Raw genomic sequence first — 25,786 nt, 5'->3', positions numbered from 1 at the left:
CTTTGCGCAGTGCGGTCACCAGACTGCGAAGCAAAGCTCGCCGGTCTCGTCCTGACGACACCGCCGGGCAGAGTGCCTGAAATCGAAACGGCCGCTGTTTCCAGCGGCCGTTTTCTTTTCCACGCGAAGCTTTGCTGGCGCTACATGCGCTGAACCATCAGCTTCTTGATCTCGCCGATGGCCTTGGCCGGGTTGAGGCCCTTCGGGCAAGTCTTGGTGCAGTTCATGATGGTGTGGCAGCGATAGAGCCGGAACGGATCCTCCAGAGCGTCGAGCCGCTCGCCGGTATATTCGTCGCGGCTGTCCGCGATCCAGCGATAGGCCTGCAGCAGAATGGCCGGGCCGAGATAGCGGTCGCCGTTCCACCAGTAGCTCGGGCAGGAGGTCGAGCAGCAGAAGCAGAGAACACATTCCCAGAGACCGTCGAGCTTCTCGCGCTCCTCGATGCTCTGGCGCCGCTCCTCGTCCGTCGGCGGCGGCGGCGATTTCGACTTCAGCCACGGCTCGATCGAGGCGAGCTGTGCATAGGGCCGGGTCAGGTCCGGCACCAGGTCCTTCACCACCGGCATGTGCGGCAGCGGGTAGACCTTCACCTCGCCCTGCACGTCGTCGATGCTCTTCAGGCAGGCCAGCGTGTTGGTGCCGTCAATGTTCATCGCGCAGGAACCGCAGATGCCTTCGCGGCAGGAGCGGCGGAAGGTGACCGTTGTGTCGACCTCGTTCTTGATCTTGATCAGCGCGTCCAGAACCATCGGCCCGCATTCGTCGAGATCGATCTCATAGGTATCGACCCGCGGGTTCTGACCGCTGTCCGGATCATAGCGGTAGATCTTGAAGGCCTTGACCCGCTTCGCCCCTTCCGGAGCCTTGTGCGTGTTGCCGATCTTGACCTTCGAGTTCGCCGGCAAAGAAAATTCAGCCATCTCTCACTTCCGATCTTTTCTTTGTTCTCTAGCGATCAGTAGACGCGCGCCACCGGCGGCACGACCTCGACCTCGTTCGACAGCGTGTACATGTGCACGTCGCGATACATCACGTCGTGCTTGTACTTGTCGTCGAGCCACATGACCGTGTGCTTCATCCAGTTCTCGTCGTCGCGATCCGGATGGTCCTCGTGGGCATGGGCGCCGCGGCTCTCGTGGCGGAGATCCGCGGAGGTCAGGGTGATGACCGCCTGGGTCATCAGGTTCTCCAGCTCAAGCGCTTCGACCAGATCGGAGTTCCAGATCAGCGAGCGGTCGGCGACGCCGATATCCGGCATCGTCGCGGCCACGTCCTGGATCTTCGTCACGCCTTCCTGCATCAGGTCGGTGGTGCGGAAGACCGCAGCGTGCTGCTGCATGGCACGCTGCATCTCGAGGCGGATCTCGCCGGTTTTCCGCTCACCCTTGGCATGGCGCATCTTGTCGAGACGCGCGATGGCGAATTCGCCCGCATCCGCCGGCAGCGGCTTGTGGGTCTCGCCCGGACGCACGGTTTCCTTCGCCCGGAAGGCAGCGGCGCGGCCGAACACGACAATGTCGAGCAGCGAGTTGGTGCCGAGACGGTTGGCGCCGTGGACGGAAACGCAGGCCGCCTCGCCGATCGCCATCAGGCCCGGGCAGACGCGGTCCGGATCGTCCTTCGTCGGCGACAGAACCTCGCCGTGATAGTTCGTCGGGATGCCGCCCATATTGTAATGCACCGTCGGCAGTACCGGGATCGGCTCCTTGGTGACATCGACGCCGGCGAAGATCTTCGCCGTTTCGGATATCCCCGGCAGACGCAGCGCCAGGACGTCCGGGTCCAGATGCTCGAGATGCAGGAAGATGTGATCCTTCTGCGGTCCGACGCCCCGGCCCTCGTTGATCTCGATGGTCATGGCGCGGCTGACCACGTCACGAGAGGCGAGATCCTTGGCGGTCGGCGCGTAACGCTCCATGAAGCGCTCGCCCTCGGAATTTGTGAGGTAACCGCCCTCGCCACGCGCGCCCTCGGTGATCAGACAGCCGGAGCCGTAGATCCCGGTCGGGTGGAACTGGACGAACTCCAGATCCTGCATCGGCAAACCCGCGCGCACAACCATGCCGCCGCCGTCGCCGGTGCAGGTATGAGCCGAGGTGCAGGAGAAATAGGCCCGGCCGTATCCGCCGGTGGCCAGCACCGTCTGGTGGGCGCGGAAACGGTGGATCGTACCGGTCGCGAGATCGATCGCCATCACGCCGCGGCAGGCGCCTTCCTCATCCATGATGAGATCGATGGCGAAATACTCGATGAAGAATTCGGCGTTCGCCCGCAGGCTCTGTTGATAGAGAGTGTGCAGGATGGCATGACCGGTCCGGTCCGCCGCCGCGCAGGCGCGCTTTGCCATACGCTTGCCGAAATCCAGCGTGTGGCCGCCGAACGGGCGCTGGTAGATCTTGCCCTCCTCGGTCCGCGAGAACGGCACGCCGAAATGCTCCAGCTCGATGATCGAGGGAATGGCGTTGCGGCACATATATTCGATCGCGTCCTGGTCACCCAGCCAGTCCGACCCCTTAACGGTGTCGTACATGTGGAACTTCCAGTTGTCGCCCTCACCCATATTGTTGAGCGCAGCGCCAACGCCGCCCTGCGCGGCCACAGTATGGGAGCGGGTCGGGAAGACCTTGGTGATGCAGGCCGTCTTCAGACCTTCCTGCGCCATGCCGAACGTGGCGCGCAGGCCGGCACCGCCGGCACCCACGACAACGACGTCGTAGGTATGGTCGATGATCTCGTAGGACTCCATGGAGCTCAGCCTCCGAAAGCGAGTTTCAGTACCGCGAACAGCGCGGCAATTGTGAGAAAGGCGGAGAGTAGCTTCACGCCGATCAAGAGCGTCAGCTTGATGCCTTCGTGATGGACATAGTCCTCGATCACAACCTGCAAACCGAGGGCGGCGTGATAGAAGGTCGCCACGATCAGCGAGACCATCAGCACGGCGACGAGCGGCGAGCCGAGCCAGGCGGCGGTTTCCTCGTAACCGGCACCGGCAAGCGAGATCAGGGACGCCACGAACCAGAGCGTGAGCGGGATCAGCGCGATGGCCGTGAGCCGCTGCATCCACCAGTGATGCAGCCCGGCCTTGGCGCTGCCAAGGCCCCGCACACGTCCGATCGGCGTACGCATGGAGTTGTCAGTCATTACCAGCCTCTCAAAAGAGTCTCTTTTTTCGTTGGCCGCGCCTCTTAGAGGACGCAGGCAAGTATCCAGGCCAGAGCGGTCAGGCCCACCGACGCGGCGATGACCAGTTTGGTCGCGCGGTCCGCGGACTCGATCTCGAAGCCGTAGCCGGCGTCCCAAAAGAGGTGCCGGATGCCGTTGCAGAGATGGAAAAACAGAGCGAAGGAAAACCCGAAAAGGACCAGAAGCCCGATCCAGGAGCCCATGATGCCCTGCACAAATTCGAAGTAGGACCCGCCGGTCGCGGTCGCCATCAGCCACCAGACCAGCAGGAGCGTCCCGGCGCCGAGCGCAACGCCGGTCGCGCGGTGAAGGATCGACGTAATAGCGGTAAGGGGAAGCCTGTAGATCTGAAGATGCGGGGAAAGAGGGCGATTGGAAACGCTCATAGCGCACCTTTCCTAAGGAACATCAAAGATGAGGCCGCACCATATTGCAGTGCGAACAAGAGCTCAATTCATTTTGGTCGCGGCGGCGCACTGTCCAGCCCGAGCGCTATTTTCCGCCCAAGTCGTTCACAGCCAGCGCAAAACCGCCGGGAAAGAAATCTGATTAAACTGTGGATAATTTGTGCGCAACAATCACGATACCCTTAAAATTGCTGTTTTTCAATAATTTAAGATACACATATTGTGTATAAAAAATATTGTTACAGCGCTAAAACTTGTTGATTACTTTATAATAAAATTGAATATCTTCAAGCGATCGCTCAATATGAAAGTTAAGCAATATTTTTATTGATCTCGGCCACTGAAAGAGCGATAGTTTTACTCAAGACATGGGAGCATTGTCTGCCCCGGCCCTGGTTCCAAGGCAGGCGGCGGACAGGACGCCACCAGATATACCGGCGGAGTCCGTGCCAAGACAGTCGCATTGGTCACTATCGGCGTCTTCCTCCCGTGTCCGACGGACCGTGCGTCTCCGACGCGCGGTCCGTTCGTTTTCGGACCGTCTTTCTCGCCCCGTTACACCCGCTCCCCGCCGCGCGGATCCGTTTGAATCTGCGACGAACTGTTAGCTGGATTCGGTCCGGTCATCTGCTACGGTTACGCCGCGCTGCCCCGAGAAACCCGTTGGATGCACTGTCTCGTGTCTGCAACTGATAAATCCAGATTCGCGTTCGCTGCCGTCGCCGCCGCTTTCCTCGTGGCCATCGCGCTCTGGCCGACCGACGGTGAAGCGGCCTGTACCGATCCGCCGGGTCCGCGGGTCGACTGGCGCGGATGCAATTTCGACAATTATCCACTGACCGGTGTCAACTTGACGGGCGCCAACCTGAACGACGCGAGCTTCAACTGGGCGGACCTCGGCGGAGCCAATCTCGACGGCGCGCGCGGCCGGGTCAGGTTCGCCCGTGCGAACATGAAAGGCGCGACTTTCCGGGGCGCAAGCTTCCGGGGTGCCGACTTCAGTCAGGCCAAGCTGGACGGTGCAGATTTCACCGGCGCCGATCTCGCCGATGTACGTTTTCAGAGCGCGGTGCTCAGGGGCGCAAACCTGACCGGCGCCCGGATCCGCAACGCGGATTTTTTCAGGGCGGACCTGTCCGGAGCGACATGGACCGACGGCGATAGAGTCTGCGCCGAAGGGTCGATCAGCTTTTGCCGCTAGGCGCGCCGCGCCGATAAGCGCTCAGCTGTTCGATTCGCGGTATTCGATCATCTCGGCGAGCGCAAGGATCCGCCGCGCATTTTCGACATGCAGGGCCTCGACCAGTTTTCCGTTCACCAGAACCACTCCACTGCCTTCCGCTTCGGCAGCGGCATGGGCGTCGATAATCTTGCGCGACCAGGCGATCTCCTCGCCGCTCGGCGCGAAGATCCGGTTGGCGGCGGCTAGCGTTTTCGGATGGATCAGCGTCTTGCCGTCGAAACCGAGCTCCAAGCCCTGACGGCAGGAAGCCTCGAACCCCTCGGCATCGTCCAGATCGAGATGCACCCCGTCCAGCACCGCGAGCCCGTAGGCCCGGGCCGCGAGGATGCAGAGCCCGAGGCTGGTAATGAAGGGAAACCGGTCTCGGGTATGCAGTGCATGGAGATCCTTCGCGAGATCAGAGGTGCCCAGCACCAGGCATCCGAGCCGCGGGCTAGCTGCGGCAATCTCCTCGGCATGCAGCATTCCAAGCGGGGTTTCCATCATGCACCAGATCGAAAGACTGTCCGGCGCGCCAGCGGCGGAAAGCATTTCCTCCGCCTGCCAGATCTGCTCCGCATGCTCGACTTTCGGCAGCAGCACCGCATCGGCGCCGGCCTTGGCGGCGAAAGCAAGATCCTCCGTGCCCCAATCGCCCTCCAGCGCATTGGTCCGGATGACGAGTTCGCGATCGCCGTAACCGCCCTCGGACAGCGCCGCGCCGATCGCCTCACGCGCCGCCGCTTTCTTGTCCGGGGAAACGGCGTCCTCGAGATCCATGATCACGACGTCTGCCTCCAGGCTCCGCGCCTTCTCGAGCGCCCGCGCATTCGAGCCCGGCATATAGAGCGCCGAGCGGCGCGGTCTGACGGATGCGGCCATGGAAGATCTCCTCTTGCTGCCGCCGCCATCCTAGAGGATAGCGGACGAAAACCAAGCGGCATGAGTGACTTGCCCCTTGACCGGGAGCAAACCTCGCGATCATCTCGGAACTGACAAGGGGTCCGCTCGGGAAAATCGCATGGCCATCCTTTCCATCCAGTCGCGGGTCAGCTACGGCTATGTCGGCAACAGCATCGCGGTGCCTGCGATCCAGGCCGCGGGGCTAGAGGTCTGGCCGCTCGACACCGTCTCCTTCTCGAACCATCCGGGCCACGGTCAGTTCCGCGGTCGGACACGCGATCCTGCGGAACTTCAGGCTGAGCTGGAGGGGCTTGACGCACTCGGTGTCTTGGACGGGCTTTCGGCCGCGCTCTCCGGCTATCTCGGGCACCCCGGGAGCGCCCGGGCCATAACCGACGCCGTTCTTCGCACCCGGCGAGTGCGGCCCGACCTGCCTTATATTCTCGATCCGGTGATCGGCGATCATGGGCGACGCTTCGTCGCCGACGGGGTCGCCGAAGCGATCCGCGACGAGCTGCTGCCGCTCTCGGATATCATAACGCCGAATCTGTTCGAACTTGGCGTGCTTGCCGGTCAGGAGATCGAGGAGAAACTTCCTGCGATTGTCGGAGCGGCACGCTCCCTGATCTCCGCCAACCGGCTGACCGCCGTCGCCGTCACGGGGATCGAGCGGCCGGACCGGGTCTCCAATCTGCTGGTGACGGCGGAGCATTGCTGCGAGGCATCCTCGCCGCGGCTGGCGCGCGGCTTCAACGGGACCGGCGATCTCTTCGCCGCCCTGCTCGCAGCATGGTTCGTCAAGACGGAAGACGCTAGATCGGCCTTTGCCCGCGCCGCCGGGGGACTTGAGCTGGCAACGCGCGTAACGGACCGGGCGGACCGCCGGGAGCTTTTTCTCCCGGCGATCCTCAAGGGGCTGAAGAGCTGCCGTCCGGCTGCTTTGACAATTCATCCTTAGAATTGCCGGCCGGATCTTCCGTCCCCGAGTCCGGCTCGGTCTTCCCGGCTGCAGACTGTTCCGCGGCGCTCTGCTCTGCCGTCGCCGGAGATGCAGCTTCCTGTTTCGCGGCTTCCTGCTTCGCCGTCTCCTGGGCCTGCGCGCGCTCGAAGAGCACGTTGATTTCCTGATGAACGATTTTCTTTAGTGCGTCGAGCAAGAGCAATGCAGCCTGCTTCTGCGTCTCGGTCGAAACCTCGAATGGCCGCGTATCCTGGTAGATCAGCATCTTCACCCCAGCGATGAATTGTTGGTCCGGTGAGAGATTCAATCCATTTTCCGCATCGGCCTGACCGGAAGACTGCCCGGCCGGACCGCCGGTCCGCTGCTGGGTCTCCGCTCTCGCTTGCTCGACATAATTCATTGCGTGCGCCCTCTGCTGCTGCAGCTGGAATTCCAGCCGTTCTTTCTGCTCCCGGAACTGGTCGAGAATCCGGTCCCGCTCTACGGCAGCGGCCGCAAGCGTGTTGAGCGCGCCCTGGAGCGCGCCGTCGGTCGCCGCCGCGACCTGGTCGACGACCGGATCCGGCGGCTTCTTCGAATGTTCCTCATCGCTCATGACGCGCCCTTTCGGCGGCGGTCTTTCACGCGCCGTAGACTTTTGTCGCCAGGTCCTGCAGCGCTCGGGCCTCTTTCTCGACCGCTTCCGCCTCGCTGACCTCGGCTGCCGCGGCGGCGGCTTCCGGATCCGGAGTGGGCGGGTTATCGGCGTCGACCTCGATAACGACCTCCACCGTCTCATCTTCAGTCACCGCCTCCACGGCGTCCGGTCCGGCGATCTCTACGGACTGGCTTTCCGCCTCGATGAATGCTTCCGCGACAGACTCTTCGGGATCGGGTTCCAGCGTCTCATCCAGCCGATCCATCGCCTCGTCGATTTTCTTGTCGATATAGTCCTCGGCACGGTCGCGCACGCGCTGGCGCACCGATCGCCGTCCACTGCTCGGTTTCTTGGCCATTTCGGTCTCCTCGAGTCCCTGAAAGGCGGGCGCGCCAAGACTCTCGTGACGCGGAATGTCTCGCCTCCTTTCTGCGGACGCTCGAGGAAAGCGCGACGTGAACAAAAAAACGGGCTCCGTTAACGGAGCCCAGTCGGCTGGCCTGCGGAGGCAGCGGAAATTCGATGTCAAATCAGCTGGACGGGAAATCCTTTACGATCGTTCCGGCCGCGCTTCCGACGTCAGTAAAATTCGTTCTCGCGTTGGTAACCGCCAAATTGGCTTGGGTCAGGATCGGTTCGTACAGTGTCGCCTCCGACGGATTCGCGACCATTTTCTGCAATGCCACACCCGTCGCGGCCGCGCTCATCGCCATGATATTGCGCAAGTAGTCAGTCGAATCCTGGACCGCGAACGCCGCCGCCTGCGCTACTTTCTGATAGGCGATCGAGGCTCCATTCTCGCCAGACGCCCCAAGCACGGCACTGTTTGACTGTTTGACCGCGTCGAGAATCATCGAGTTCACACCCGGACCGGCAGGCAAGTTCGTGGTTCCTCCTCCTCCCGAGGCGGTGTCGTTGCCGCCACCGCCGGAGACCGTATCGTTGCCACCACCGCCGGAGACCGTGTCGTTGTTGCTAGCGCCGAATATAGTGTCTTCGCTTCCGAACTCGCTATCGTCGGTCATCGGTCAATCTCCAAACTCCGCAGCGGGCATCGAGATCCGGTTCAGCTTCCCATCCCGCCCTTGGTCGCGTCGAGAATGAGCCGGCAGGCGCTCGACGTAACCGCGTTTCCTATTTGCTGCAGGCCGCCTTGCGCCTGCATTGCGTTCTGCATCGACAACGAGATGGAATGCGCCATCGATTGGTAGACCATGCCCATGGCCTGGGCGGGCGCCTCACCGACAACCTTCACATTGGTCTGGGTTACGGCATCCGTAATCTGTGAATTGACGGGCGTTTCATCTGCCATTGCTCTTGCCCCTGCTCACAAGCCAAAATCATCAAGCTCTCTAGCGCCCTATTTCAGAGCCGCAAGCGCCACGAGCAGCGTCATCAGCGTGTCCGTAGTATCCGACTGCGCCAGTTTGCTGGTCGCCGTGGCGGCGGCCATGGAATTGACGCTGTAGATCTGCAGCACGCCCTGGTTCGTCGCCGCCTGCGCGCAGATCGCCGCCTGCTGCTGCTGCTGGACGGTGTTCTGATAGAGGATTCCCGTCGAATGTGAGAGCGACTGGTAGATCGCCCCCATCGCGACTGACGGGGCCGCGCCCAGGGTCTGGACGTTGCTCTGGGTAACGGAATCCGTGATCTGTCCGTTCACCGGCGTCGGTATAGCCATATCCTTGCTCCTTCCTGAGCGGCGGCTTCATGACCGCCGGTAGATCCCGGGACCGGCTGACAGCCGGCCCGCCATATCGGAGACGGCCCCGCAGGCCGGCTCGTGAATTCTTCCGTTCGGCGTGCCTCACTTACCCGCCTGTTCGACGATCAAGGCGCAGATCGAGGACGTTGCGGTATTGGCGACCTGCTGCATTCCGCCCTGGGTCGAGGTGGCATTCTCCATTGCAAGGCCTATTGCGTGGGACAGGGCCTGAAAGGACATGCCCACCGCCTCCGCCGGCGCTTCGCCAAGCACCTTGACGTTGGCCTGCGTGACCGCGTCCGTGATCTGGCCGTTGACCGTCTCTGCCATGACTCGCTACCTCCGGGAACGCCGGATCACTGCACAAGCGTCTTCAAAGCATCCTCGCCCGCAGCCGCGAGCGTCCTGCGCCGATCCATCTCGTTCAGCGTATCCAGAACCTTCTTCATCATCTGATCCTGAGTCGATTCGGCGGAGCGCTGGTCAATGCTGAGCAGCTTGTCCACACTTGCGACCAAAGACGTTGTGCCGACCACGGAGTTATGTTGCTGGTTCGCCACCATGTTGGCGTAAAGCACGCTCGTCGCTTCCGCGAGAGAGGTATAGACAGGCAGTGCCGACAGCGCCGGCGCGACTCCCAGATCCATTGTGTTGGTCTGTGTGACCGAGTCGGTGACCAGGTCGTTGACACGGTTTCGGTCTGACATCTCGCTCTCTCCTAATGACACGTCTAGCGTGTGGGGAAGGGGGAGGCGCCGCACCGTCGCGCCGCCTCCTCACTCTTCGACTGTTGGGCCTCAGGACACCGCCGGCGACGCCGCCTTCAGCGAGGACAGCAGCGCCAGCATATTGTTGGGCACGTCGCTGTTGCCGATCTTCGAGGTCGCGGCCGCCCCGGCCATGGTGTCCACACTGTAGATCTGGATCACACCCTGGTTGGTGGAGGCCTGGGCCGCGATCTGCAGCTGCTGCTGCGAGCTCACGGCATTTTCGTAGAGAATGCCGGTGGAATGCGCGAGCGACTGGAAAATCGCTCCCATGCTCATTGCCGGTGCGTCGCCCAGGACCTTCACGTTGGCCTGGGTAACGGAGTCGGTGATCATGCCGTTGACCGGTGTATTGTCTGCCATTGCATCACTCCATTCGCCGCAGGGGCAGACATCCGGGCACCGGCAGTTGTCATGCGCTCGTACAATGGAACCAAACCCCCCATTGCCGTTGGCCTGCTACCGGGTGCGCTGGTGCGTCCGATCCTCTCGGCTGGTTGAGATTTCCGCACACCGGGACTCATTCCTCAGGAAATCGTCCCGGGCGCGAGGGTTGCGTCTTGGCCGCGGTCTTAGACCGGACCGGCGCTGGTCGCCTTCAGGGCGGTCAGCAGCGACAGCATGTTGTTCGGCACATCGCTGTTGCCGATCTTCGACGTCGCGACCGCGTCGGCCATGGTGTCGATGCTGTAGATCTGGATCACGCCCTGGTTGGTCGCGGCCTGAGCGGCGATGCCGAGCTGCTGCTGCGAGCTCACGGCGTTCTCGTAGAGAATGCCCGTGGAATGCGCGAGCGACTGGTAAATCGCCCCCATGGCCATGGCCGGCGAGTCGCCCAGAACCTTCACATTGGCCTGGGTGACGGAGTCGGTGATCTGACCGTTGACCGGAGTTGGGATTGCCATCTCTGTCTCCTCGATACTGGTGGTTTCAGGACCGTCCGCCCCGTCTCTCCTTGCTCTCAACTGGGCGCGAACAATTCCATGACGCTCCACCCGCAATAGGTGTGAACAAGAAATCTCAGGTTGGCGCGGCGCCGTTCCGGCGCAGCCGCTCGCGGGCGAGCTGCACGCGCTTGCGGGCGGTGCAATTCGGGATGCACAGCCGCTCGGCGATCTCAGCGTAGGAAAGGCCCTCGAGAAAACGGAGGATCAGCGGCACGCGCAACAGCTCCGGCAGCTTGTTGAGCTCCGTCTGCAGCTTCCGCATGGACTCCCCGGTTTCCGCGATTTCTTCAGGCGTCGGCTCCGGTGTCGGCGCGGAGGGAATATCGTCCCCGTCCGCCATGGCCATCACCTCGTCGGTCCAGCGCTTCTGGCGCGACCGGGCACGGTAGAAGTCGATGCAGGAATTATGCACCAGGCGGGAAAGCCAGGCGCGCTGGTTCGCGATCCCCTCGCCGCCGCCCTCGGCAAAGTGGGAAGAGGCCCGGACCAAAGCGTTTCCGAGAGCGTCTTCGGCATCCGCCATATTGCCGGACATCAGCCGCATGCATTGTCTGAGTAGCTGGCTCTGATGTTCGGACCAGAGTTCCCAGAAGGCCTCCGGAGGTTGGGGGGTGCGGCGTTCGCCTTTCGGCGATATCGGGGGTGGCGGGATTTCGCGTACCGGAACCTGCCGGGAAAACCCTTCGGCGGAACGGGCGATGAGATCGACCGCGCTGCGCGTCGCCTCGGCGAAAAGATCGCCGGACAAGCCTGCTCCAGGCTCAGTCCGGCCATTGCCGCTGTCCTGATTTCCAGTCCCCACGTGAAGCCCCGACACGTTGAAAGTGCTCTGTGCTTGGTATGCAACGGGGTGAGTAGTTTTTTACTCACGCCCATGCATGAGGGACGAGGATCGGGGCCGAATTGTGAACGCAATAGTTGAAATTCGGAAAATAAAAACGGCCGGGAAAGCCCGGCCGCCTTTTCGGAGATGAGTATGCGGAGGAGATCAGGCCGCTTTTTCGAGATGCTCCTTCACCAGGGTCTCGGCGATCTGCACGGCGTTGAGCGCCGCCCCTTTGCGAAGGTTATCCGAGACGCACCAGAAGATGAGGCCGTTCTTCACCGTCGGATCCTTGCGGACCCGGCTGACATAGACCGCATCCTCGCCGGCGCATTCATGCGGCGTGACATAGCCTTCGTCCGCCCGGTGATCGACCACCACGAGACCGGGGAAGTCCTGCATGGCGGCGCGGGCTTCCTCGACGCTCAGCGACTTTTCGGTCTCGACGAATACCGCCTCGGCATGGCCGATAAAGACCGGCACGCGGACGCACATGGCGACGAGTTCGATGGCCGGGTCGAGGATCTTCTTGGTCTCGCCGGTCATCTTCCACTCTTCCTTCGTCGCGCCGTCATCCATGAACTTGTCGATATGCGGAATGACGTTGAAGGCGATCTGCTTAGTGAACTTCTCGTTCTCCACCGGATCGTTCACGTAGATCGCCCGGGTCTGCGTGAAGAGTTCGTCCATGCCTTCCTTGCCGGCGCCCGAAACCGACTGGTAGGTCGAGACCACGACACGCTTAATCTTTGCCGCGTCGTGCAGCGGCTTCAGCGCCACGACGAGCTGCGCAGTGGAGCAGTTCGGATTGGCGATGATGTTGCGCTTGCCGTAGCGCGAGAGCGCGCCTGCATTCACTTCCGGCACGACCAGCGGCACGTCCGGATCCATCCGGAAATGGGAACTGTTGTCAATCACGACGCAGCCTGCCGACGCGGCCTTGGGCGCGAACTTCTCTGAGATCGTGCCGCCGGCCGAGAACAGCGCGATGTCGGTGCCGGTGAAGTCGTAAGTCGCCAAGTTCTGGACCTTGAGTGTCTTGTCCTCGCCGTAGGACACCTCGGTGCCCGCCGATTTCTCGGAAGCCAGCGCGACGACTTCGGTCGCCGGAAAATCGCGCTCGGCAAGGGTTGTAAGCATTTCACGACCAACGGCGCCCGTCGCGCCGACAACGGCAACTTTGTAGCCCATGGTTCTGGTCCATTCCTCTGGTTGTTGAAGTCCATAAACGACTTCGGCGGGAGACTTACGCCCCCCGCCGACTTAATTCAAGCAATGCTGGTTGGGGGGGCTATCCCGATACGAGTTTGTCCAGCTCTTTGAGCAGGCTGTCAGTCATCACGGTAGTCGAGACGCGCGCCATGCCGTCCTGCATGATATCCGCAGTCCGCAGTCCGGATTTCAGAACGTTCTGGATCGCCTGTTCGAGCATGTCCGCTTCTTCACCCATATCGAAGGAGTAGCGCAAAGCCATGGCGAAACTAAGCATCTCCGCGATCGGGTTGGCAATGCCTTTCCCGGCGATGTCCGGTGCGGAGCCGTGCACCGGCTCGTAAAGCGCATGGCGCTTGCCGGTGACCTCGTCCACCGCGCCGAGCGAGGCGGACGGCAGCATCCCGAGAGAGCCTGTCAGCATTGCCGCGCAATCGGAGAGAATGTCACCAAACAGGTTGTCCGTGACGATCACGTCGAACTGCTTCGGGTTGCGCACCAGCTGCATGGCGCAGTTGTCGGCATACATGTGATCCAGCACGACACCTTCGCCCTCGGCCTTGTGCAGGTTGGTCATCACCTCCCGCCAGAGCACGCCGGACATCATGACATTGGCCTTCTCGACCGAGGTCACCCGGCCGTCGCGCTTGCGGGCGAGATCGAAGGCGACACGGCCGATGCGCTCGATTTCCGGGGTCGTGTAGACCTGGGTGTCGTAACCCTTCTTAGTGCCGTCCGGCAGATCGTCGATCCCGCGCGGCTGGCCGAAATAAACGCCGCCGGTCAGCTCCCGGAGGATCATGATGTCCAGGCCTGAGACGAGGTCCCGCTTCAGCGAGGAAGCGTCCGCCATCGCGTCGAAAACCATCGCCGGCCGCAGGTTGGCGAAAAGGTCCATCTCCTTGCGCAGACGCAGCAGGCCGCGCTCCGGCTTCACCTCGAACGGAAGATCGTCATATTGCGTTCCGCCGACCGCGCCGAACAGCACCGCGTCGGAATCCACCGCGTCGGCCAGAGTCTCGTCGGTCAGCGGCGTGCCGTGCTTGTCGTAGGCAGCCCCGCCGACAAGACCTTCCTGGAGGTCGAAGCTGACGGACCGCTTCTTCGCCATCCAGTCGACGACACGGAGCACTTCCTTGACGACTTCGGGACCGATCCCGTCACCGCCGAGCACAAGCATTTTACGATTGGAGGCCATGAATTCCGCTTACCCTAATGAGACCGGCCTTCGTGCGGGCCGGATATTGCGTGCTTCTTATAGAGAGCCCGGCGCCCTTGGGAAAGCCCCGAGCGCCGGATTGGTTCCGTAAGCCGTCGATAATTCCGTCAGGAGGCGGCCGCGAGCCAAGGGCGCTCGGTCTTCTCCTTGTCCTCGAACGTGTCGATCGCGCTGCCCTTTTCCATGGTCAGCCCGATATCGTCGAGGCCGTTCAGCAGGCAGTGCTTGCGGAACTCGTCGACCTCGAACGCGATCTTCTCGCCGTTCGGGCGGCCGATCTGCTGGTTTTGCAGGTCGATCTCAAGCACGGCATTCGCGCCTTTCTCGGCATCGTCCATCAGCTCGTCCAGCTGCTCCTGGGTCACCTTGATCGGCAGGATCCCGTTCTTGAAGCAGTTGTTGAAGAAGATGTCGGCGAAGCTGGTCGAGATCACGCAGCGGATGCCGAAATCGAGCAGCGCCCAGGGCGCGTGCTCGCGCGAGGAACCGCAGCCGAAATTGTCGCCTGCGACGATCACCTGCGCCTTGCGGTAGGCCGGCTTGTTCAGCACGAAATCCGGGTTCTCGCTGCCGTCGTCGTTATAGCGCATCTCGGCGAAAGCGTGCTTGCCGAGGCCCGACCGCTTGATCGTCTTCAGATAGTTCTTCGGAATGATCATGTCGGTGTCGACATTGATGATGTTCATCGGCGCGGCGACACCGGAGAGCTTGGTGAATTTATCCATTTTCTCTCTCCTCCCTTAGTTCAGCAGATCGCGGACATCGGTCAGGTGACCGGCCACGGCGGCCGCTGCCGCCATTGCCGGGCTCACCAGATGGGTTCGCCCGCCGCGACCCTGCCGGCCTTCGAAGTTCCGGTTCGAGGTCGAGGCGCAACGCTCGCCCGGCTCCAGCCGGTCTGCATTCATCGCCAAGCACATGGAGCAGCCCGGCTCGCGCCATTCGCAGCCGGCCTCGATGAAGACCTTGTCCAGACCTTCTTCCTCGGCCTTCTCCTTCACCAGGCCGGAGCCCGGGACGATGATTGCCTGTACCCCGTCGGCCAGTTTGCGGCCCTTGAGAACGCCGGCGGCGATCCGCAGGTCCTCGAGGCGCCCGTTGGTGCAGGAGCCGATGAAGATCTTGTCGATCTTGACCTCGTTGATCGGCGTGCCGGCGGTGAGGCCCATATATTCGAGCGAGCGGGCGATCTTCGCCTTGCGGACCGGATCGGACATCTGTTCCGGATCCGGAATGTTCGCGGTGATCGGAACGACCTCTTCCGGGTTCGTGCCCCAGGTCACCTGCGGCACGATATCGGCCGCGTTCAGTTCGACCTCGGTGTCGTAGACCGCGCCTTCGTCGGACGGCAGCGTCTTCCAGTAGGCGACGGCCTGCTCCCAGGCACCGGCCTTCGGGGCGAAGGGACGACCCTTCAGATATTCGAAGGTAGTTTCGTCCGGCGCAATCAGGCCGGCGCGGGCGCCCGCCTCGATCGACATGTTGCAGATCGTCATCCGCGCTTCCATGGAAAGCCCGCGGACGGCCTCGCCCGCGAACTCGATCACATGGCCGGTGCCGCCGGCCGTGCCGATCTTACCGATGATGGCGAGCACGATATCCTTGGAGTTCACGCCCTTGGGCAGCTCTCCCTTGACCGTGATCCGCATGTTCTTGGCCGGCTTCTGCACCAGGGTCTGGGTGGCGAGCACATGCTCGACCTCCGAGGTGCCGATGCCGAAGGCGAGTGCGCCGAAGGCGCCGTGGGTCGAGGTGTGGCTGTCGCCGCAGACGATCGTCGTGCCCGGCAGGGTGAAACCCTGCTCCGGACCGATGATGTGCACGATGCCGCGCCGGTTGTCCTTCATATCGAAATAGGGCACGCCGAAATCGGAGACATTCTGCTCAAGCGTCGCGACCTGGATCCGGGAGTCCTCGTCGGCGATCCCCTTGTCGAGATCCTTCGTCGGCACGTTGTGATCGGCGACTGCGAGCGTGAATTCCGGGCGGCGCACCTTGCGGCCGGCATTCCGGAGTCCCTCGAAGGCCTGCGGGCTGGTGACTTCGTGCACCAGGTGGCGGTCGATATAGATAAGGCACGTTCCGTCGTCCTGAACGTCAACCAGATGGTCCTGCCAGATCTTATCGAACAGCGTACGCGGCTTTGACATCGCTGCTATGCTTCCTCTCATCTTGAGCGCCGTTGGCGTTCGGCCGGAAAATCGGGCGAGCGCTCTTCTTGTTTATGGCGCGACATATCTCTCGTCCTCGGACGGGCCCGGAGCATAGCGACTCGATCCTGCGGAAAAAAGCTGAATCTTGCGGGGAAAACGGGCTTTTCCGAAATTTATGAACCGATAAAGGCCAAATTCGAATGGATCTGAGCTCTATTGCTTCCACTTTGGAAGGATTTGGTCTCTTGAACCTCACTTTAGCCGCGGGAGCGGTCGGACTCGCCGGACTGGTGCGCGGTTTCTCCGGCTTCGGTGCGGCGATGATCTCGATCCCGCTGCTGAGCTTGCTTTTCGGCCCGCAGACCGCGCTCGCGACCCTGACGACGATGGAAATGCCGGCGCAGATCCAGCTCCTGCGCATGTCGCGGCGGGAAGCGGACTGGAAACAGGCGGCACCGATGGCGCTCGGCGGCATTGCGGCGCTGCCGCTCGGGACCTGGATCCTCGTCAGCATCGATCAGGAAGTCCTGAGGCAGGCGATCTCGGTGATCGTGCTGGCATTGGTGGCACTGCTGGCAAGCGGCTACCGGCATAATGTCCCGCGCCGGCTCGGCGTTGATGTCGCGGTCGGCAGCGTAGCCGGATTTCTCAACGGCTCGACCGGGCTCGGCGGTCCGCCGATCATCTTCTACCTGCTATCGGGTCCCTACGCGCCCGCAGCGGTGCGCGCCAACATCACCGCCTTCTTCCAGATCGGCTTCGTCTTCGTGGTGGCGAGCTATTTCTGGTTCGGCGTGCTGACCCCGGAGCGCATGCTGCTCGGCGCGCTCATCGCGCCGTGCTATGTCGGCGGAATCTGGTTCGGGGGAAAGCTGTTCTACAAAGCGAGCGAGCGCACCTTCCGGCGGATCGCCTATATCCTGCTCGCCGTGATCGGCGGCGGCACGCTGTTCGGCTAGGGCAAAGAAAAACGGGAGCGCCGGAGCGCTCCCGTTCCATAAAATCTCATGCCTTGGAAGCTTACGCTTCGGTCGCCGGAGCTTCCGGAGCAGCGGCAGCGCTCGGCTTGGCGCGCATGGTCTTCTCGGCGATACGCGCCGCTTTGCCGCGACGGCCGCGCAGATAGTAGAGCTTCGCGCGGCGGACCTTACCGCGGCGGGTAACCTCGATACTGTCGAGACGCGGCGAGTAGAGCGGGAACACACGCTCGACGCCTTCGCCGTAGGAAATCTTGCGCACGGTGAAGGAGGAGTTCAGGCCGTCATTCTTGCGCGCGATGCAGACGCCTTCATAGGCCTGCACACGCTCGCGCGTGCCTTCGACGACGCGGACATTGACCTTCACGGTGTCGCCCGGGCCGAATTCCGGAACCGGGCGCTCGGCAACGAGCTTATCAAGCTGCTCTTTTTCGAGCTGTTGTACGATGTTCATTCTTCTTCTCCAGTTCATGCCGGTGGCGACCGGACCAACCAGGGCCCGGTGAATACCGGCGCTCGAAACACATGCAGCTCTTGACCTGCCCGACCACCGGGCCGCAGAGGAGCGGCATGCCGCATGTCAAAAACGAAGGCTGGACAGGCGCGCCGTCCGCTCCGCTCACTCTTTCGATCCGCGATAGCGTTCCCAGAGGTCCGGGCGCCGCTCGCGCGTGATCTCTTCCGCCTGCTCCCGCCGCCATTCCGCGATCTTCGCGTGGTGGCCGCTCAGCAGCACCTCGGGGACGGACATTCCGTTCCACTCCCGAGGCTGCGTGAAGAGGGGATACTCCAGCAGCCCCTCCTCGAAACTCTCCTCGTCCAGCGTCGCCGCCGTACCGAGCACGCCCGGCAGCAGACGGATGCAGGCATCCAGCAGCGCCAGGGCCGGGATCTCGCCGCCCGAAAGCACGAAATCCCCGAGACTGACCTCCTCAAGGCCGCGGGCGTCGATCACCCGCTGGTCCAGTCCCTCGTACCGCCCGCAGAGCAGCACCACGCCGGGGCCGTCCGCGAGTTCCCGCGCCATCGCCTGGTCGAACCGGACGCCGCGCGGGCTCAAATAAATTCTGCGGCCCGGAACGTCCTCGACGCTGGCCAGAGCCGCGTCGACCACATCGGGCCGCATCACCATTCCGGAACCGCCCCCGAAGGGGGTGTCGTCCACGGAGCGGTGCTTATCGCTCGCAAAGTCCCTGATGTCCAGCGTTTTCAGGGACCAGAGACCGCTCTGACGGGCCTTTTCGGCGATCGAATGCCCGAGCGGCCCCGGAAACATTTCCGGGAACAGGCTCAGCACGGTCGCCTGCCAGGGAGCGGGCGTGTCAGCCATGGTCCGCTTCGGCCTTGCGGTCCTCGTCCGACGCCTCGTCCAGCAGCCCCGCCGGCGGATCGACCAGAAGCCGTCCGCCTTCGAGATCGATCTCCGGCACCGTGCTTTCGTCGAACGGCACCAGCACGGTCTTGCGGCTGTCCGGCAGGCGGATCTCCAGGAGATCGCCGGCACCGAAATTCTGCACTGCGGCCACCGTACCAAGCGTCCCGCCCGCGACCTGATCCGCCTGAAGACCGATCAGGTCCGCATGGTAGAACTCGTCCTCGTCCGCCTCCGGCAGCCGGTCCCGGTCGATCAGCAGCTCGGTGCCCTTCAGGGCCTCCGCCGCGTTCCGGTCGCCGACACCGGCGATGCGCACAAGAAGCACGCCCTTCGCCCGGCCGGTCACCTCGAGCTTGTAGCTCTTTCCGGCGTCATCCTTCAGCGGGCCGTAGGCGGCGATATCGTCCGGATCCTCGGTGAAACTTTTCACCCGGACCAGGCCGCGCACGCCATGCACGCCGACAATGACACCGAGAGTGACCGGCTCGGCCATTGGTGCTTAGCCCTCGGACTTTTCTTCCTCGGCCGGAGCCTCGGCAGCGGCTTCCTCGGCCGGAGCCTCTTCGGCCGGGGCTTCGGCTTCGGCAGCGGCAGCTTCGGCAGCGGCAGCTTCCTCGGCGGCGGCGGCTTCGGCAGCCTCGGCGGCCTTCGCGGCCTCTTCCTCTTCACGCTCCTGGCGCTTGCGGCCCGGGGCGGACTTCTTCGGCTGGTCGCGATACTCGAACTTGTCCATCAGCTCGATGGCGGCGAGCATCTTGTGGACGCGGTCGGTCGGGGTCGCGCCGACGGAGACCCAGTGCTTGATGCGCTCGGCGTTGATCACGAGGCGATCGGCGTGATCCTTCGGCAGCATCGGGTTGTAGGTGCCGAGCTTCTCGATGAAGCGGCCGTCCCGCGGGGACGTGCCCTCGGCGACGACGATGCGGTAGAACGGACGCTTCTTGGCGCCGCCGCGCGACAGACGAATGCGAAGTGCCATGTGGTTTCTTCCTTTCCAGTAAACTCAGTGCTGTTCGCTTGAATTCGATTACTTCTTACCGGGGAAACCGGGCGGCAGCATGCCTCCCGGAAGCTTCGGCATGCCTTTGCCAGAGAGGCCGGGCGGGAGCTGGCCGGGTGCCGGCATACCGCCGCCTCCACCACCGCCGAGCAGGGCCCCGAGGCCTTTCATGCCGCCCATCTTGCCCATCTGTTTCATGACCCGGGTCATGTCCTGGTGCTGCTTCAGGAGCTTGTTGACCTCCTGAACGCTGGTGCCCGAACCGGCCGCGATGCGGCGGCGGCGCGAGGCATTCATAAGCTTCACGTTCTTCCGCTCCGTCTTGGTCATGGAGAGGATGATCGCTTCCTGCTTCTTTATGACGTTCTCGTCGACATTGGCGTTCGCCATCTGCTTCTGCAGCTTGCCGATGCCCGGGAGCATCGACATGACGCCGCCGAGGCCGCCCATCTTCTTCACCTGCCGGAGCTGGGAGAGCATGTCCTCGAGGTCGAAGGCGCCTTTCTGCATCTTCTTGGCGATGCGCTCGGCTTCCTCGATCTCGATGGTCTCCGCGGCCTTCTCGACCAGGCTGACCACGTCGCCCATGCCGAGGATCCGGCCGGCGACCCGTTCCGGGTGGAAATCCTCCAGCGCGTCGGCCCGCTCGCCGACGCCGACGCCTTTGATCGGCACCCCGGTGACCGCGCGCATGGAGAGCGCCGCGCCGCCGCGCGCATCGCCGTCCATCCGGGTCAGCACGATGCCGGTCAGCCCGACCCGCTCGTGGAAATTGCGCGCCGTGGTGACGGCGTCCTGGCCGGTCATCGCGTCGGCGACGAGGATGGTCTCGACCGGGTTCACCGCGTCGCGGACCTGGATCACCTCGTCCATCATCGACTCGTCGATGGAGAGCCGGCCGGCGGTATCCAGCATGACCACGTCGTAGCCCTGCAGCTTGCCCGCGGCCATCGCCCGTTTCGCGATCGAAACGGGAGTCTCGTTCTCCGCGATCGGCAGGGTCGCGACCTCGATCTGCTCGCCCAGCACGCGGAGCTGTTCGCGCGCCGCCGGACGGTAGATGTCGAGCGAGGCCATCAGGACCTTCTTGCGGTCCTTTTCCTTCAGCCGCTTGGCGAGCTTGGCTGTGCTGGTGGTCTTACCGCCGCCCTGCAGGCCGACCATCAGGATCGGTACCGGCGGAACGGCGTTGAGATTGATCGTGCCTGCCTCGGTGCCGAGCATCTCCACGAGATTGTCGTGGACGATCTTGATCACCTGCTGGCCGGGGGAGACGGACTTGATGACTTCCTGGCCGACCGCGCGCTCGCGCACCTTGTCGATGAAGTCCTTCACCACCGGCAGCGCGACATCGGCCTCAAGCAGGGCCACGCGCACTTCGCGCAGCGCAGCCGTCACGTCGGCTTCTTTCAGCGCGCCGCGTTTCTTCAGGCGATCGAAAACGTCGCCGAGCCGGTTCTGCAAACTGTCGAACATGCGTCCGTTAACTCCAATTCATCCCGGTTTGCCAGTCGGTCGAAGGCCCAAAGCAGTTGCGCGCCCGTGCTCGAACACTCGAGGACGGACGGAACCCGTGAAGGTCTCAGCAGACTGGTTTTTGCCGAGAGCGCCGGAACATATGGGCGCCGCGCCTGCGAGTCAAGCATTCCCGCCGGGTTCCGGGCGGTTCGAGTCCGCGCTCGTCCGTTCCGGACAAGGGAGCACCGCGATCTGTCGCTTTTGCCTTAGCATCAGGCCATGTGGTCGCTAGGCTTCCGACCCGCAACCCGATTGCGGGATTCACTCTTGCCGAAAGCGCGTTCCGGAGACCTCCCATGAAGCTCGAAAGCCTGAAGACCTTCATCGTCGGCAACCCGCCGCCGGGCTTCGGCGGGCGCTATTTCCTCTTCCTGAAACTGCGTACCGCCTGCGGCATCGAGGGCGTCGGCGAGGTCTATGCCGCCAGCTTCGGGCCCAAGGTCGTCGCGGCGATGGTCGAGGACGTCTTCGCGCGCTATCTCGAAGGAAACGACCCGCATCATATCGAGCGCTTCTGGCGCCGCGCCCACGGCTCCGGCTTCACCCAGCGCCCCGACCCCTCGATGATGGGCGTCGTCAGCGGGCTGGAAATGGCCTGCTGGGACATTATCGGCAAGGCGGCGGACAAGCCGGTCTACGAACTGCTCGGCGGCATGGTGAACGAGCGCCTGCGCACCTATACCTATCTCTATCCCCGCCCGGAGGACGATCCGGCGACCTTCTACAACAGCCCGGAGAAAAGCGCGGAGGCGGCCGCCGCCTGCGTCGCCGAGGGCTTCACCGCCCTGAAGTTCGATCCCGCCGGCCCCTATACCGCCTTCGGCGGGCATCAGCCGGACATGGAGATCCTCGACCGTTCGGAAGCCTTCTGCCGGCTGATAAGGGAGGCGGTCGGCGGCAAGGCGGACCTGCTCTTCGGCACCCACGGCCAATTCACCGCCGCCGGCGCCAGGCGCCTCGCCCGGCGCCTGGAGCCCTACGACCCACTCTGGTTCGAGGAACCCACCCCGCCGGACATGCCGGAGGAGATGGCGAAGGTGGCCGCGGCCACGTCGATCCCGGTCGCGACCGGAGAGCGGCTGACAACGAAATGGGAATTCCGCCGCGTCCTGGAGACCGGCGCCGCCTCAATCCTGCAGATGAATATGGGAAGGGTCGGCGGCCTGCTCGAAGGCAAGAAGATCGCCGGCATGGCGGAAGCCTTCTACGCCCAGGTCGCGCCGCATCTCTATTGCGGCCCGGTGGTCGGCGCCGCCAACGTCCAGCTCGCCGCCTCGATCCCGAACTTCCTGGTGCTGGAAAGCATCCGCAAATGGGACGATTTCCACGCAGACATCCTCAAAACTCCGATGCGCTGGGAGGAGGGTTACGTCATTCCGCCGAAGACGCCCGGCCTCGGGGTCGAGCTAAACGAGGAGGTCGCGCTGGCGCATCCCTACGAAGGCGACCAGCTACATCTGCAAATGAGCCAGGAGCCGTTCGAGGTTGCGGGGGAGCCCTTCGCGGGCGGATGATCTCAGCCGAAAAGCTTCTGCAGCAGCAACGGGCCTCCGACCGCAACAATCATTGCGATGATAAGAGAGGCGCCGAAAAGGATGATCGACCAGACGCGATATTGAGCGAGTAGAAGACCGTATTTGCGCGCGTTCTCGTTGCTCACCCGGGGCTTCAGGGAGAAGTAGAGCGAGAACAACCCGATCGTTCCACCATGCTTCTCGTGGAACCGGTTGAATCTTTTCCTCAGTTTGTAGACCCGGACCTCACGCCAAAGGCAAGCAGCGTAGGCAAAGACGACGATGGCCGCCGGCAGAACGAGGGTGAGAAGACTGAGCGTCGTTTTCATTCGGTTCAGGTTACGGATCGCGTTGGATTTCCGATAGCCGTATGCATCAAACCGGGCTCAAGAAATAGTTCCTGTACCTGTATCCCTCGAACTCCCTGTCGATCCGGTAGTTGAGGTCGGCGCACGCCTGCTTCAAAGCGTCCGCTTTCGCATCCGCAACCTCGATCAGGATATGGGGCCGGGAGCGGGCGATGATCTGCTGTGCGCCACGCAGGACCTCGAACTCCATTCCCTCCACATCGATCTTCAGGAAATGGACGGGTCCCTCGACCAGCGTGTCGAGCGCGACGACGGGAATGCCCGTGCCGGAAGCCATGCGGCTTTCCACTAAATCGCCCTTGTCGCTCGTGATCCCGCCCTGACCACTCGCCCTGCCGAGCGCGATGCCAAAACCACGCTCGTCGGTATCAATATCGTTGAGCGTGAGATTCTCCATCAGGAACGGCAGGGCCTCGGAGTTCGGCTCGACCGGGATCAGGCGCGACGGCTTGAGGAACCGCCCGAAAAAGACTGAGTGATTCCCGACATTCGCACCGACATCGACGATGACGCCACCGGGGCTTACCCGCTGGCGGCAATATTCCAGCTCCTCGATCTCGAAGAACTCGCCGGCGGCATGAAAGATGTCCATGCCCAGATTGCGGTCGCTGACACGGAAGGTCGCGGTCTCGCCCAGATGGGTTACCGTTGCGAGTGAGGTCCCTGCCAGCCTGAACCGGACAAATTCGCGGATCCTCTTGGCAAGAGGGAACCTTTCAAGAAAATCGGTGCGCTCCAGAAGCGGCTGCGCCTCGGCGTAATTCCCGCTGCGGACCAGCGAAACGCAATGCTCGAACTCCCGCCTGATCTGTGCGGATTGCGCGGTCATTGTCGCACCGGACTCATGCGCCGGATCCTCTCAACCCTTTTACTTCGCGATCCCGTCGAACTGATGCCGGTCCAGGCCGGCATTGACGCCCGCCTCGACCAGGCGCGCCCAGGTGCCGGGATCGATCGGGACGCCGTTCGCCTTGCGCTCCGCCGAGGTCTCCCGTTCCGGCTCGCCCGCGATGCGGATCTTGTCGATGCCCTCCGCTGGGCGCGCGCTGGTGACGTAGGCGAGCATGGAGTCGATCAGGTCGCCGAACGGGATGTCCTTGCCGAAGCCCTTCGGGTCGATGATCACCGTCAGCATGGAATTGCAGATCGTGTTGCGCTCCTGGTGCTTCGGATCGGTCACCGGACCGCCGAGCAGGGCCGCGCCGAGGATCTCGCCGAGCAGGGCGAGGCCGTAGCCCTTGTGCTCGCCGAAGGCCTGCAGGGCGCCGGTCGGCTCCTCGTACATCACCGCCGCCTCGCGGGTCGGCCGGCCCTGGTGATCGATCAGCGCCCCCTCGACCACTTCCTTGCCGGCATTGTAGGCGACCCGGACCTTGCCGAGCGCGACCCGGCTGGTCGCCATGTCGAGCACGAACATCGGGTTCCTGTCCGTCGCCGGAACGGCGGTGCAATAGGGGTTGGTCGAGTAGCGCGCCTCGGCCCCGCCCCATGGGGCGACGAGCGGGCGGTGGCCGACCACGTTGACGAAATGGATCGAGATGAAGCCCGCCTTGGCGCACATCTCGCCCCAGGCGCCGATGCGGCCGAGATGGTGCGAGTTGCGCAAACCGACGATCGCGGCCCCGGCCGTGCGCGCCCGGTCGATGCCGAGTTCCATCGCCTCGATGCCCGTGACCTGCCCGTAGGCCATGTTGCCGTCGAGCAGCAGATAGACCCCGTTGTCGGAAACCAGGCTGATATGTCCGTTCACGGTCAGCGCGCCGGTGCGGGCATGGTCCATGTACTGCGCGACCAGGCCGATGCCGTGGCTGTCATGCCCGAGACAGTTGGCCTCGACCAGATTGCGCGCGACCTTGCCCGCTTCTTCCGGATTGCTGCCCGCCCGGCCGATCATCTCCGCGACCAGTTTCTCGAGCGCGTCATGCGCAACCGTGATCATGTTCCACTCCCTCGACTCAATCTCACGGCGGACACGGTAGCGGGCGCCGTCGCTTATTGGAATTGCCCGATGCAGCCGATATATATGCCGCCATGAGACAGATCGCATTCCTCAAGATGAACGGTCTCGGCAACGACTTCGTCGTGCTGGACGGCCGCGAGCCCGGCCCCGCCCTCAGCGAGCGGGATTACCGCGCCGTGGGCGACCGGCGGCGGGGCGTCGGCTACGACCAGTTCCTCACCATCGAGGCGCCGAAGAACGGCGGCGACGCCTTCATGCGCATCCACAATCCGGACGGCAGCGAAGCCGGCGCCTGCGGCAACGGCACGCGCTGCGTCGCGGATCTGGTGATGGCGGAACTCGGCAAGGATCGAATCGGTCTCGAAACGGTTGCGGGCACGCTGATCTGCGAGCGCCTGGACGACGGGCGGGTCCGGGTCGATATGGGCCCGGCACGGCTGGACGCGGCGGAGATCCCGCTGGCAGAGAGCGTCGACACGCTGAATGTCGAGATCCCGGGCAATCCCTACGGCCCCGCCTGCTGTGTGAATATGGGCAATCCCCACGCGGTCATCTTCGTCGAGGACGCGGACGCGATCCCGCTCTCCGAGATCGGGCCGAAGCTGGAGACCAGCGACATCTTCCCGGACCGGGCCAATATCGAGTTCGCTACCGTGCGCGGCCCGGAGGACATCCGCATGCGGGTCTGGGAACGCGGCGCGGGCATCACCGAGGCCTGCGGCTCCGGCGCCTGCGCGGTGCTGGTGGCGGCGGCACGGCGCGGCCTTTCCGGCCGCAAAGCGGATGTGGAACTCGACGGCGGCACCCTCACGATCGAGTGGCGCGAGGACGGACACGTGCTGATGACCGGCCCGGTCGCGCTCAGTTTCAAAGGCACGCTCGACCTCGATACGCTCACCTGAGCGCCCGCACCATGCGGCGCGCGCATGGCA

The 25,786-nt window shown here is 63.4% G+C and carries 31 protein-coding genes and 1 pseudogene; 5 read left to right on the top strand and 27 right to left on the bottom strand.

The annotated features are described in order from the left end of the window. Positions 1-140: 140 nt before the first annotated feature. Genes NUH88_RS11550 through sdhC form a run of 4 tightly spaced genes read right to left on the bottom strand, consistent with a single transcriptional unit; the run spans position 141 to position 3,572 of the window. A complete protein-coding gene (locus NUH88_RS11550; RefSeq protein ID WP_257766562.1) occupies positions 141-923 on the bottom strand; it encodes a succinate dehydrogenase iron-sulfur subunit in 783 nt (260 codons plus the stop codon). A gap of 35 nt (positions 924-958) precedes the next feature. Continuing rightward, on the bottom strand, positions 959-2,749 hold the full coding sequence (gene sdhA, locus NUH88_RS11545) for a succinate dehydrogenase flavoprotein subunit (RefSeq protein WP_257766561.1): 1,791 nt from the start codon (positions 2,747-2,749) through the stop codon (positions 959-961). 5 nt (positions 2,750-2,754) lie between these two features. Next, positions 2,755-3,144 (bottom strand): succinate dehydrogenase, hydrophobic membrane anchor protein, encoded by a 390-nt coding sequence (gene sdhD, locus NUH88_RS11540; protein WP_257766560.1) that lies wholly within the window; start codon positions 3,142-3,144, stop codon positions 2,755-2,757. Positions 3,145-3,188: 44 nt separating this feature from the next. Continuing rightward, the gene (sdhC, locus tag NUH88_RS11535) at positions 3,189-3,572 is read right to left on the bottom strand and encodes a succinate dehydrogenase, cytochrome b556 subunit (protein WP_257766559.1); all 384 of its coding nucleotides are present in this window, start codon (positions 3,570-3,572) and stop codon (positions 3,189-3,191) included. Positions 3,573-4,272: 700 nt separating this feature from the next. Between sdhC and NUH88_RS11530 the strand changes: the two genes are divergently transcribed. Next, positions 4,273-4,794, top strand: coding sequence for a pentapeptide repeat-containing protein (locus NUH88_RS11530; RefSeq protein ID WP_257766558.1), 522 nt, complete (start codon positions 4,273-4,275; stop codon positions 4,792-4,794). Between the two features lie 21 nt (positions 4,795-4,815). On the opposite strand, the gene NUH88_RS11525 is transcribed toward NUH88_RS11530, so the two are convergent. Beyond that, the gene (locus NUH88_RS11525) at positions 4,816-5,697 is read right to left on the bottom strand and encodes an HpcH/HpaI aldolase/citrate lyase family protein (RefSeq protein WP_257766557.1); all 882 of its coding nucleotides are present in this window, start codon (positions 5,695-5,697) and stop codon (positions 4,816-4,818) included. A 139-nt stretch (positions 5,698-5,836) separates the two neighbouring features. Here NUH88_RS11525 and pdxY point away from each other — a divergent pair, with 139 nt between their 5' ends. Continuing rightward, positions 5,837-6,676 carry a pyridoxal kinase gene (gene pdxY, locus NUH88_RS11520; protein ID WP_257766556.1) on the top strand — a complete coding sequence of 280 codons (840 nt, stop codon included), beginning with the start codon at positions 5,837-5,839 and terminating at the stop codon, positions 6,674-6,676. On the opposite strand, the gene NUH88_RS11515 is transcribed toward pdxY, so the two are convergent. The 14 genes from NUH88_RS11515 to leuC all read right to left on the bottom strand — a co-directional run bounded on the left by NUH88_RS11515 (position 6,627) and on the right by leuC (position 16,139). After that, positions 6,627-7,274, bottom strand: a complete 648-nt coding sequence (locus tag NUH88_RS11515) for a hypothetical protein (RefSeq protein ID WP_257766555.1) — start codon at positions 7,272-7,274, stop codon at positions 6,627-6,629. The genes pdxY and NUH88_RS11515 overlap by 50 nt on opposite strands. 25 nt (positions 7,275-7,299) lie before the next feature. Beyond that, positions 7,300-7,674: a hypothetical protein gene (locus NUH88_RS11510; protein WP_257766554.1), complete on the bottom strand. Its 375-nt coding sequence runs from the start codon at positions 7,672-7,674 to the stop codon at positions 7,300-7,302. 172 nt (positions 7,675-7,846) lie between these two features. Next, positions 7,847-8,341, bottom strand: coding sequence for a hypothetical protein (locus NUH88_RS11505; protein ID WP_257766553.1), 495 nt, complete (start codon positions 8,339-8,341; stop codon positions 7,847-7,849). Between the two features lie 41 nt (positions 8,342-8,382). Continuing rightward, positions 8,383-8,628: a RebB family R body protein gene (locus NUH88_RS11500; RefSeq protein WP_257766552.1), complete on the bottom strand. Its 246-nt coding sequence runs from the start codon at positions 8,626-8,628 to the stop codon at positions 8,383-8,385. A gap of 48 nt (positions 8,629-8,676) precedes the next feature. Then, positions 8,677-8,997, bottom strand: coding sequence for a RebB family R body protein (locus NUH88_RS11495; protein WP_257766551.1), 321 nt, complete (start codon positions 8,995-8,997; stop codon positions 8,677-8,679). A 126-nt stretch (positions 8,998-9,123) separates the two neighbouring features. After that, positions 9,124-9,351 carry a RebB family R body protein gene (locus tag NUH88_RS11490; RefSeq protein WP_257766550.1) on the bottom strand — a complete coding sequence of 76 codons (228 nt, stop codon included), beginning with the start codon at positions 9,349-9,351 and terminating at the stop codon, positions 9,124-9,126. A 26-nt stretch (positions 9,352-9,377) separates the two neighbouring features. Then, positions 9,378-9,728, bottom strand: a complete 351-nt coding sequence (locus NUH88_RS11485; RefSeq protein ID WP_257766549.1) for a RebB family R body protein — start codon at positions 9,726-9,728, stop codon at positions 9,378-9,380. Between the two features lie 90 nt (positions 9,729-9,818). Next, positions 9,819-10,151 (bottom strand): RebB family R body protein, encoded by a 333-nt coding sequence (locus NUH88_RS11480; protein ID WP_257766548.1) that lies wholly within the window; start codon positions 10,149-10,151, stop codon positions 9,819-9,821. Between the two features lie 209 nt (positions 10,152-10,360). Further along, positions 10,361-10,693, bottom strand: a complete 333-nt coding sequence (locus NUH88_RS11475; RefSeq protein WP_257766547.1) for a RebB family R body protein — start codon at positions 10,691-10,693, stop codon at positions 10,361-10,363. Positions 10,694-10,808: 115 nt separating this feature from the next. After that, positions 10,809-11,483 carry an RNA polymerase sigma factor gene (locus NUH88_RS11470; protein ID WP_257766546.1) on the bottom strand — a complete coding sequence of 225 codons (675 nt, stop codon included), beginning with the start codon at positions 11,481-11,483 and terminating at the stop codon, positions 10,809-10,811. Between the two features lie 240 nt (positions 11,484-11,723). Further along, a complete protein-coding gene (locus NUH88_RS11465; protein WP_257766545.1) occupies positions 11,724-12,749 on the bottom strand; it encodes an aspartate-semialdehyde dehydrogenase in 1,026 nt (341 codons plus the stop codon). A 100-nt stretch (positions 12,750-12,849) separates the two neighbouring features. Beyond that, positions 12,850-13,968, bottom strand: a complete 1,119-nt coding sequence (gene leuB / locus NUH88_RS11460; protein WP_257766544.1) for a 3-isopropylmalate dehydrogenase — start codon at positions 13,966-13,968, stop codon at positions 12,850-12,852. Between the two features lie 128 nt (positions 13,969-14,096). Continuing rightward, positions 14,097-14,714, bottom strand: coding sequence for a 3-isopropylmalate dehydratase small subunit (leuD, locus tag NUH88_RS11455; protein WP_257766543.1), 618 nt, complete (start codon positions 14,712-14,714; stop codon positions 14,097-14,099). 15 nt (positions 14,715-14,729) lie between these two features. Continuing rightward, positions 14,730-16,139, bottom strand: a complete 1,410-nt coding sequence (leuC, locus tag NUH88_RS11450; protein ID WP_257766542.1) for a 3-isopropylmalate dehydratase large subunit — start codon at positions 16,137-16,139, stop codon at positions 14,730-14,732. A 248-nt stretch (positions 16,140-16,387) separates the two neighbouring features. Between leuC and NUH88_RS11445 the strand changes: the two genes are divergently transcribed. Continuing rightward, entirely contained in the window at positions 16,388-17,101 is a 714-nt protein-coding gene (locus NUH88_RS11445; protein WP_257766541.1) for a sulfite exporter TauE/SafE family protein, read from the top strand. Between the two features lie 61 nt (positions 17,102-17,162). Here the strand turns inward: NUH88_RS11445 and rplS are convergent, their stop codons facing one another. The 5 genes and pseudogenes from rplS to ffh form a co-directional block, all read right to left on the bottom strand. Beyond that, positions 17,163-17,573: a 50S ribosomal protein L19 gene (gene rplS, locus NUH88_RS11440; RefSeq protein WP_257766540.1), complete on the bottom strand. Its 411-nt coding sequence runs from the start codon at positions 17,571-17,573 to the stop codon at positions 17,163-17,165. Positions 17,574-17,738: 165 nt separating this feature from the next. Then, positions 17,739-18,449: a tRNA (guanosine(37)-N1)-methyltransferase TrmD gene (gene trmD, locus NUH88_RS11435; RefSeq protein WP_257766539.1), complete on the bottom strand. Its 711-nt coding sequence runs from the start codon at positions 18,447-18,449 to the stop codon at positions 17,739-17,741. Continuing rightward, positions 18,442-18,987: a ribosome maturation factor RimM gene (rimM, locus tag NUH88_RS11430; RefSeq protein WP_257766538.1), complete on the bottom strand. Its 546-nt coding sequence runs from the start codon at positions 18,985-18,987 to the stop codon at positions 18,442-18,444. Before rimM ends, trmD begins: the two co-directional genes overlap by 8 nt. A 117-nt stretch (positions 18,988-19,104) precedes the next feature. After that, a pseudogene (gene rpsP, locus NUH88_RS11425) lies at positions 19,105-19,473 on the bottom strand (30S ribosomal protein S16); the annotation flags it as partial. Positions 19,474-19,521: 48 nt separating this feature from the next. Beyond that, on the bottom strand, positions 19,522-20,970 hold the full coding sequence (gene ffh, locus NUH88_RS11420; protein ID WP_257766536.1) for a signal recognition particle protein: 1,449 nt from the start codon (positions 20,968-20,970) through the stop codon (positions 19,522-19,524). A gap of 338 nt (positions 20,971-21,308) precedes the next feature. Here ffh and NUH88_RS11415 point away from each other — a divergent pair, with 338 nt between their 5' ends. After that, a complete protein-coding gene (locus NUH88_RS11415; protein ID WP_257766535.1) occupies positions 21,309-22,526 on the top strand; it encodes a mandelate racemase/muconate lactonizing enzyme family protein in 1,218 nt (405 codons plus the stop codon). Between the two features lie 2 nt (positions 22,527-22,528). Here NUH88_RS11415 and NUH88_RS11410 read toward each other — a convergent pair whose 3' ends face one another. From NUH88_RS11410 to NUH88_RS11400, 3 genes are read right to left on the bottom strand one after another with little or no spacing between them, the layout of a single operon-like run. Then, a complete protein-coding gene (locus tag NUH88_RS11410) occupies positions 22,529-22,855 on the bottom strand; it encodes a hypothetical protein (protein ID WP_257766534.1) in 327 nt (108 codons plus the stop codon). A 46-nt stretch (positions 22,856-22,901) separates the two neighbouring features. Further along, complete coding sequence (locus tag NUH88_RS11405; protein ID WP_257766533.1) at positions 22,902-23,723, bottom strand: FkbM family methyltransferase; 822 nt, start codon at positions 23,721-23,723, stop codon at positions 22,902-22,904. A 39-nt stretch (positions 23,724-23,762) separates the two neighbouring features. After that, positions 23,763-24,833: a malate/lactate/ureidoglycolate dehydrogenase gene (locus NUH88_RS11400; RefSeq protein WP_257766532.1), complete on the bottom strand. Its 1,071-nt coding sequence runs from the start codon at positions 24,831-24,833 to the stop codon at positions 23,763-23,765. Between the two features lie 92 nt (positions 24,834-24,925). Between NUH88_RS11400 and dapF the strand changes: the two genes are divergently transcribed. Beyond that, the gene (dapF, locus tag NUH88_RS11395) at positions 24,926-25,756 is read left to right on the top strand and encodes a diaminopimelate epimerase (protein ID WP_257766531.1); all 831 of its coding nucleotides are present in this window, start codon (positions 24,926-24,928) and stop codon (positions 25,754-25,756) included. The last annotated feature ends 30 nt before the right edge of the window (positions 25,757-25,786 follow it).

The organism is Nisaea acidiphila (assembly GCF_024662015.1).
In the GTDB taxonomy this organism is placed as follows: domain Bacteria; phylum Pseudomonadota; class Alphaproteobacteria; order Thalassobaculales; family Thalassobaculaceae; genus Nisaea; species Nisaea acidiphila.
The sequence above is the reverse complement of the archived record's forward strand: the minus strand, read 5'-3'. Positions and strand labels throughout refer to the sequence as shown.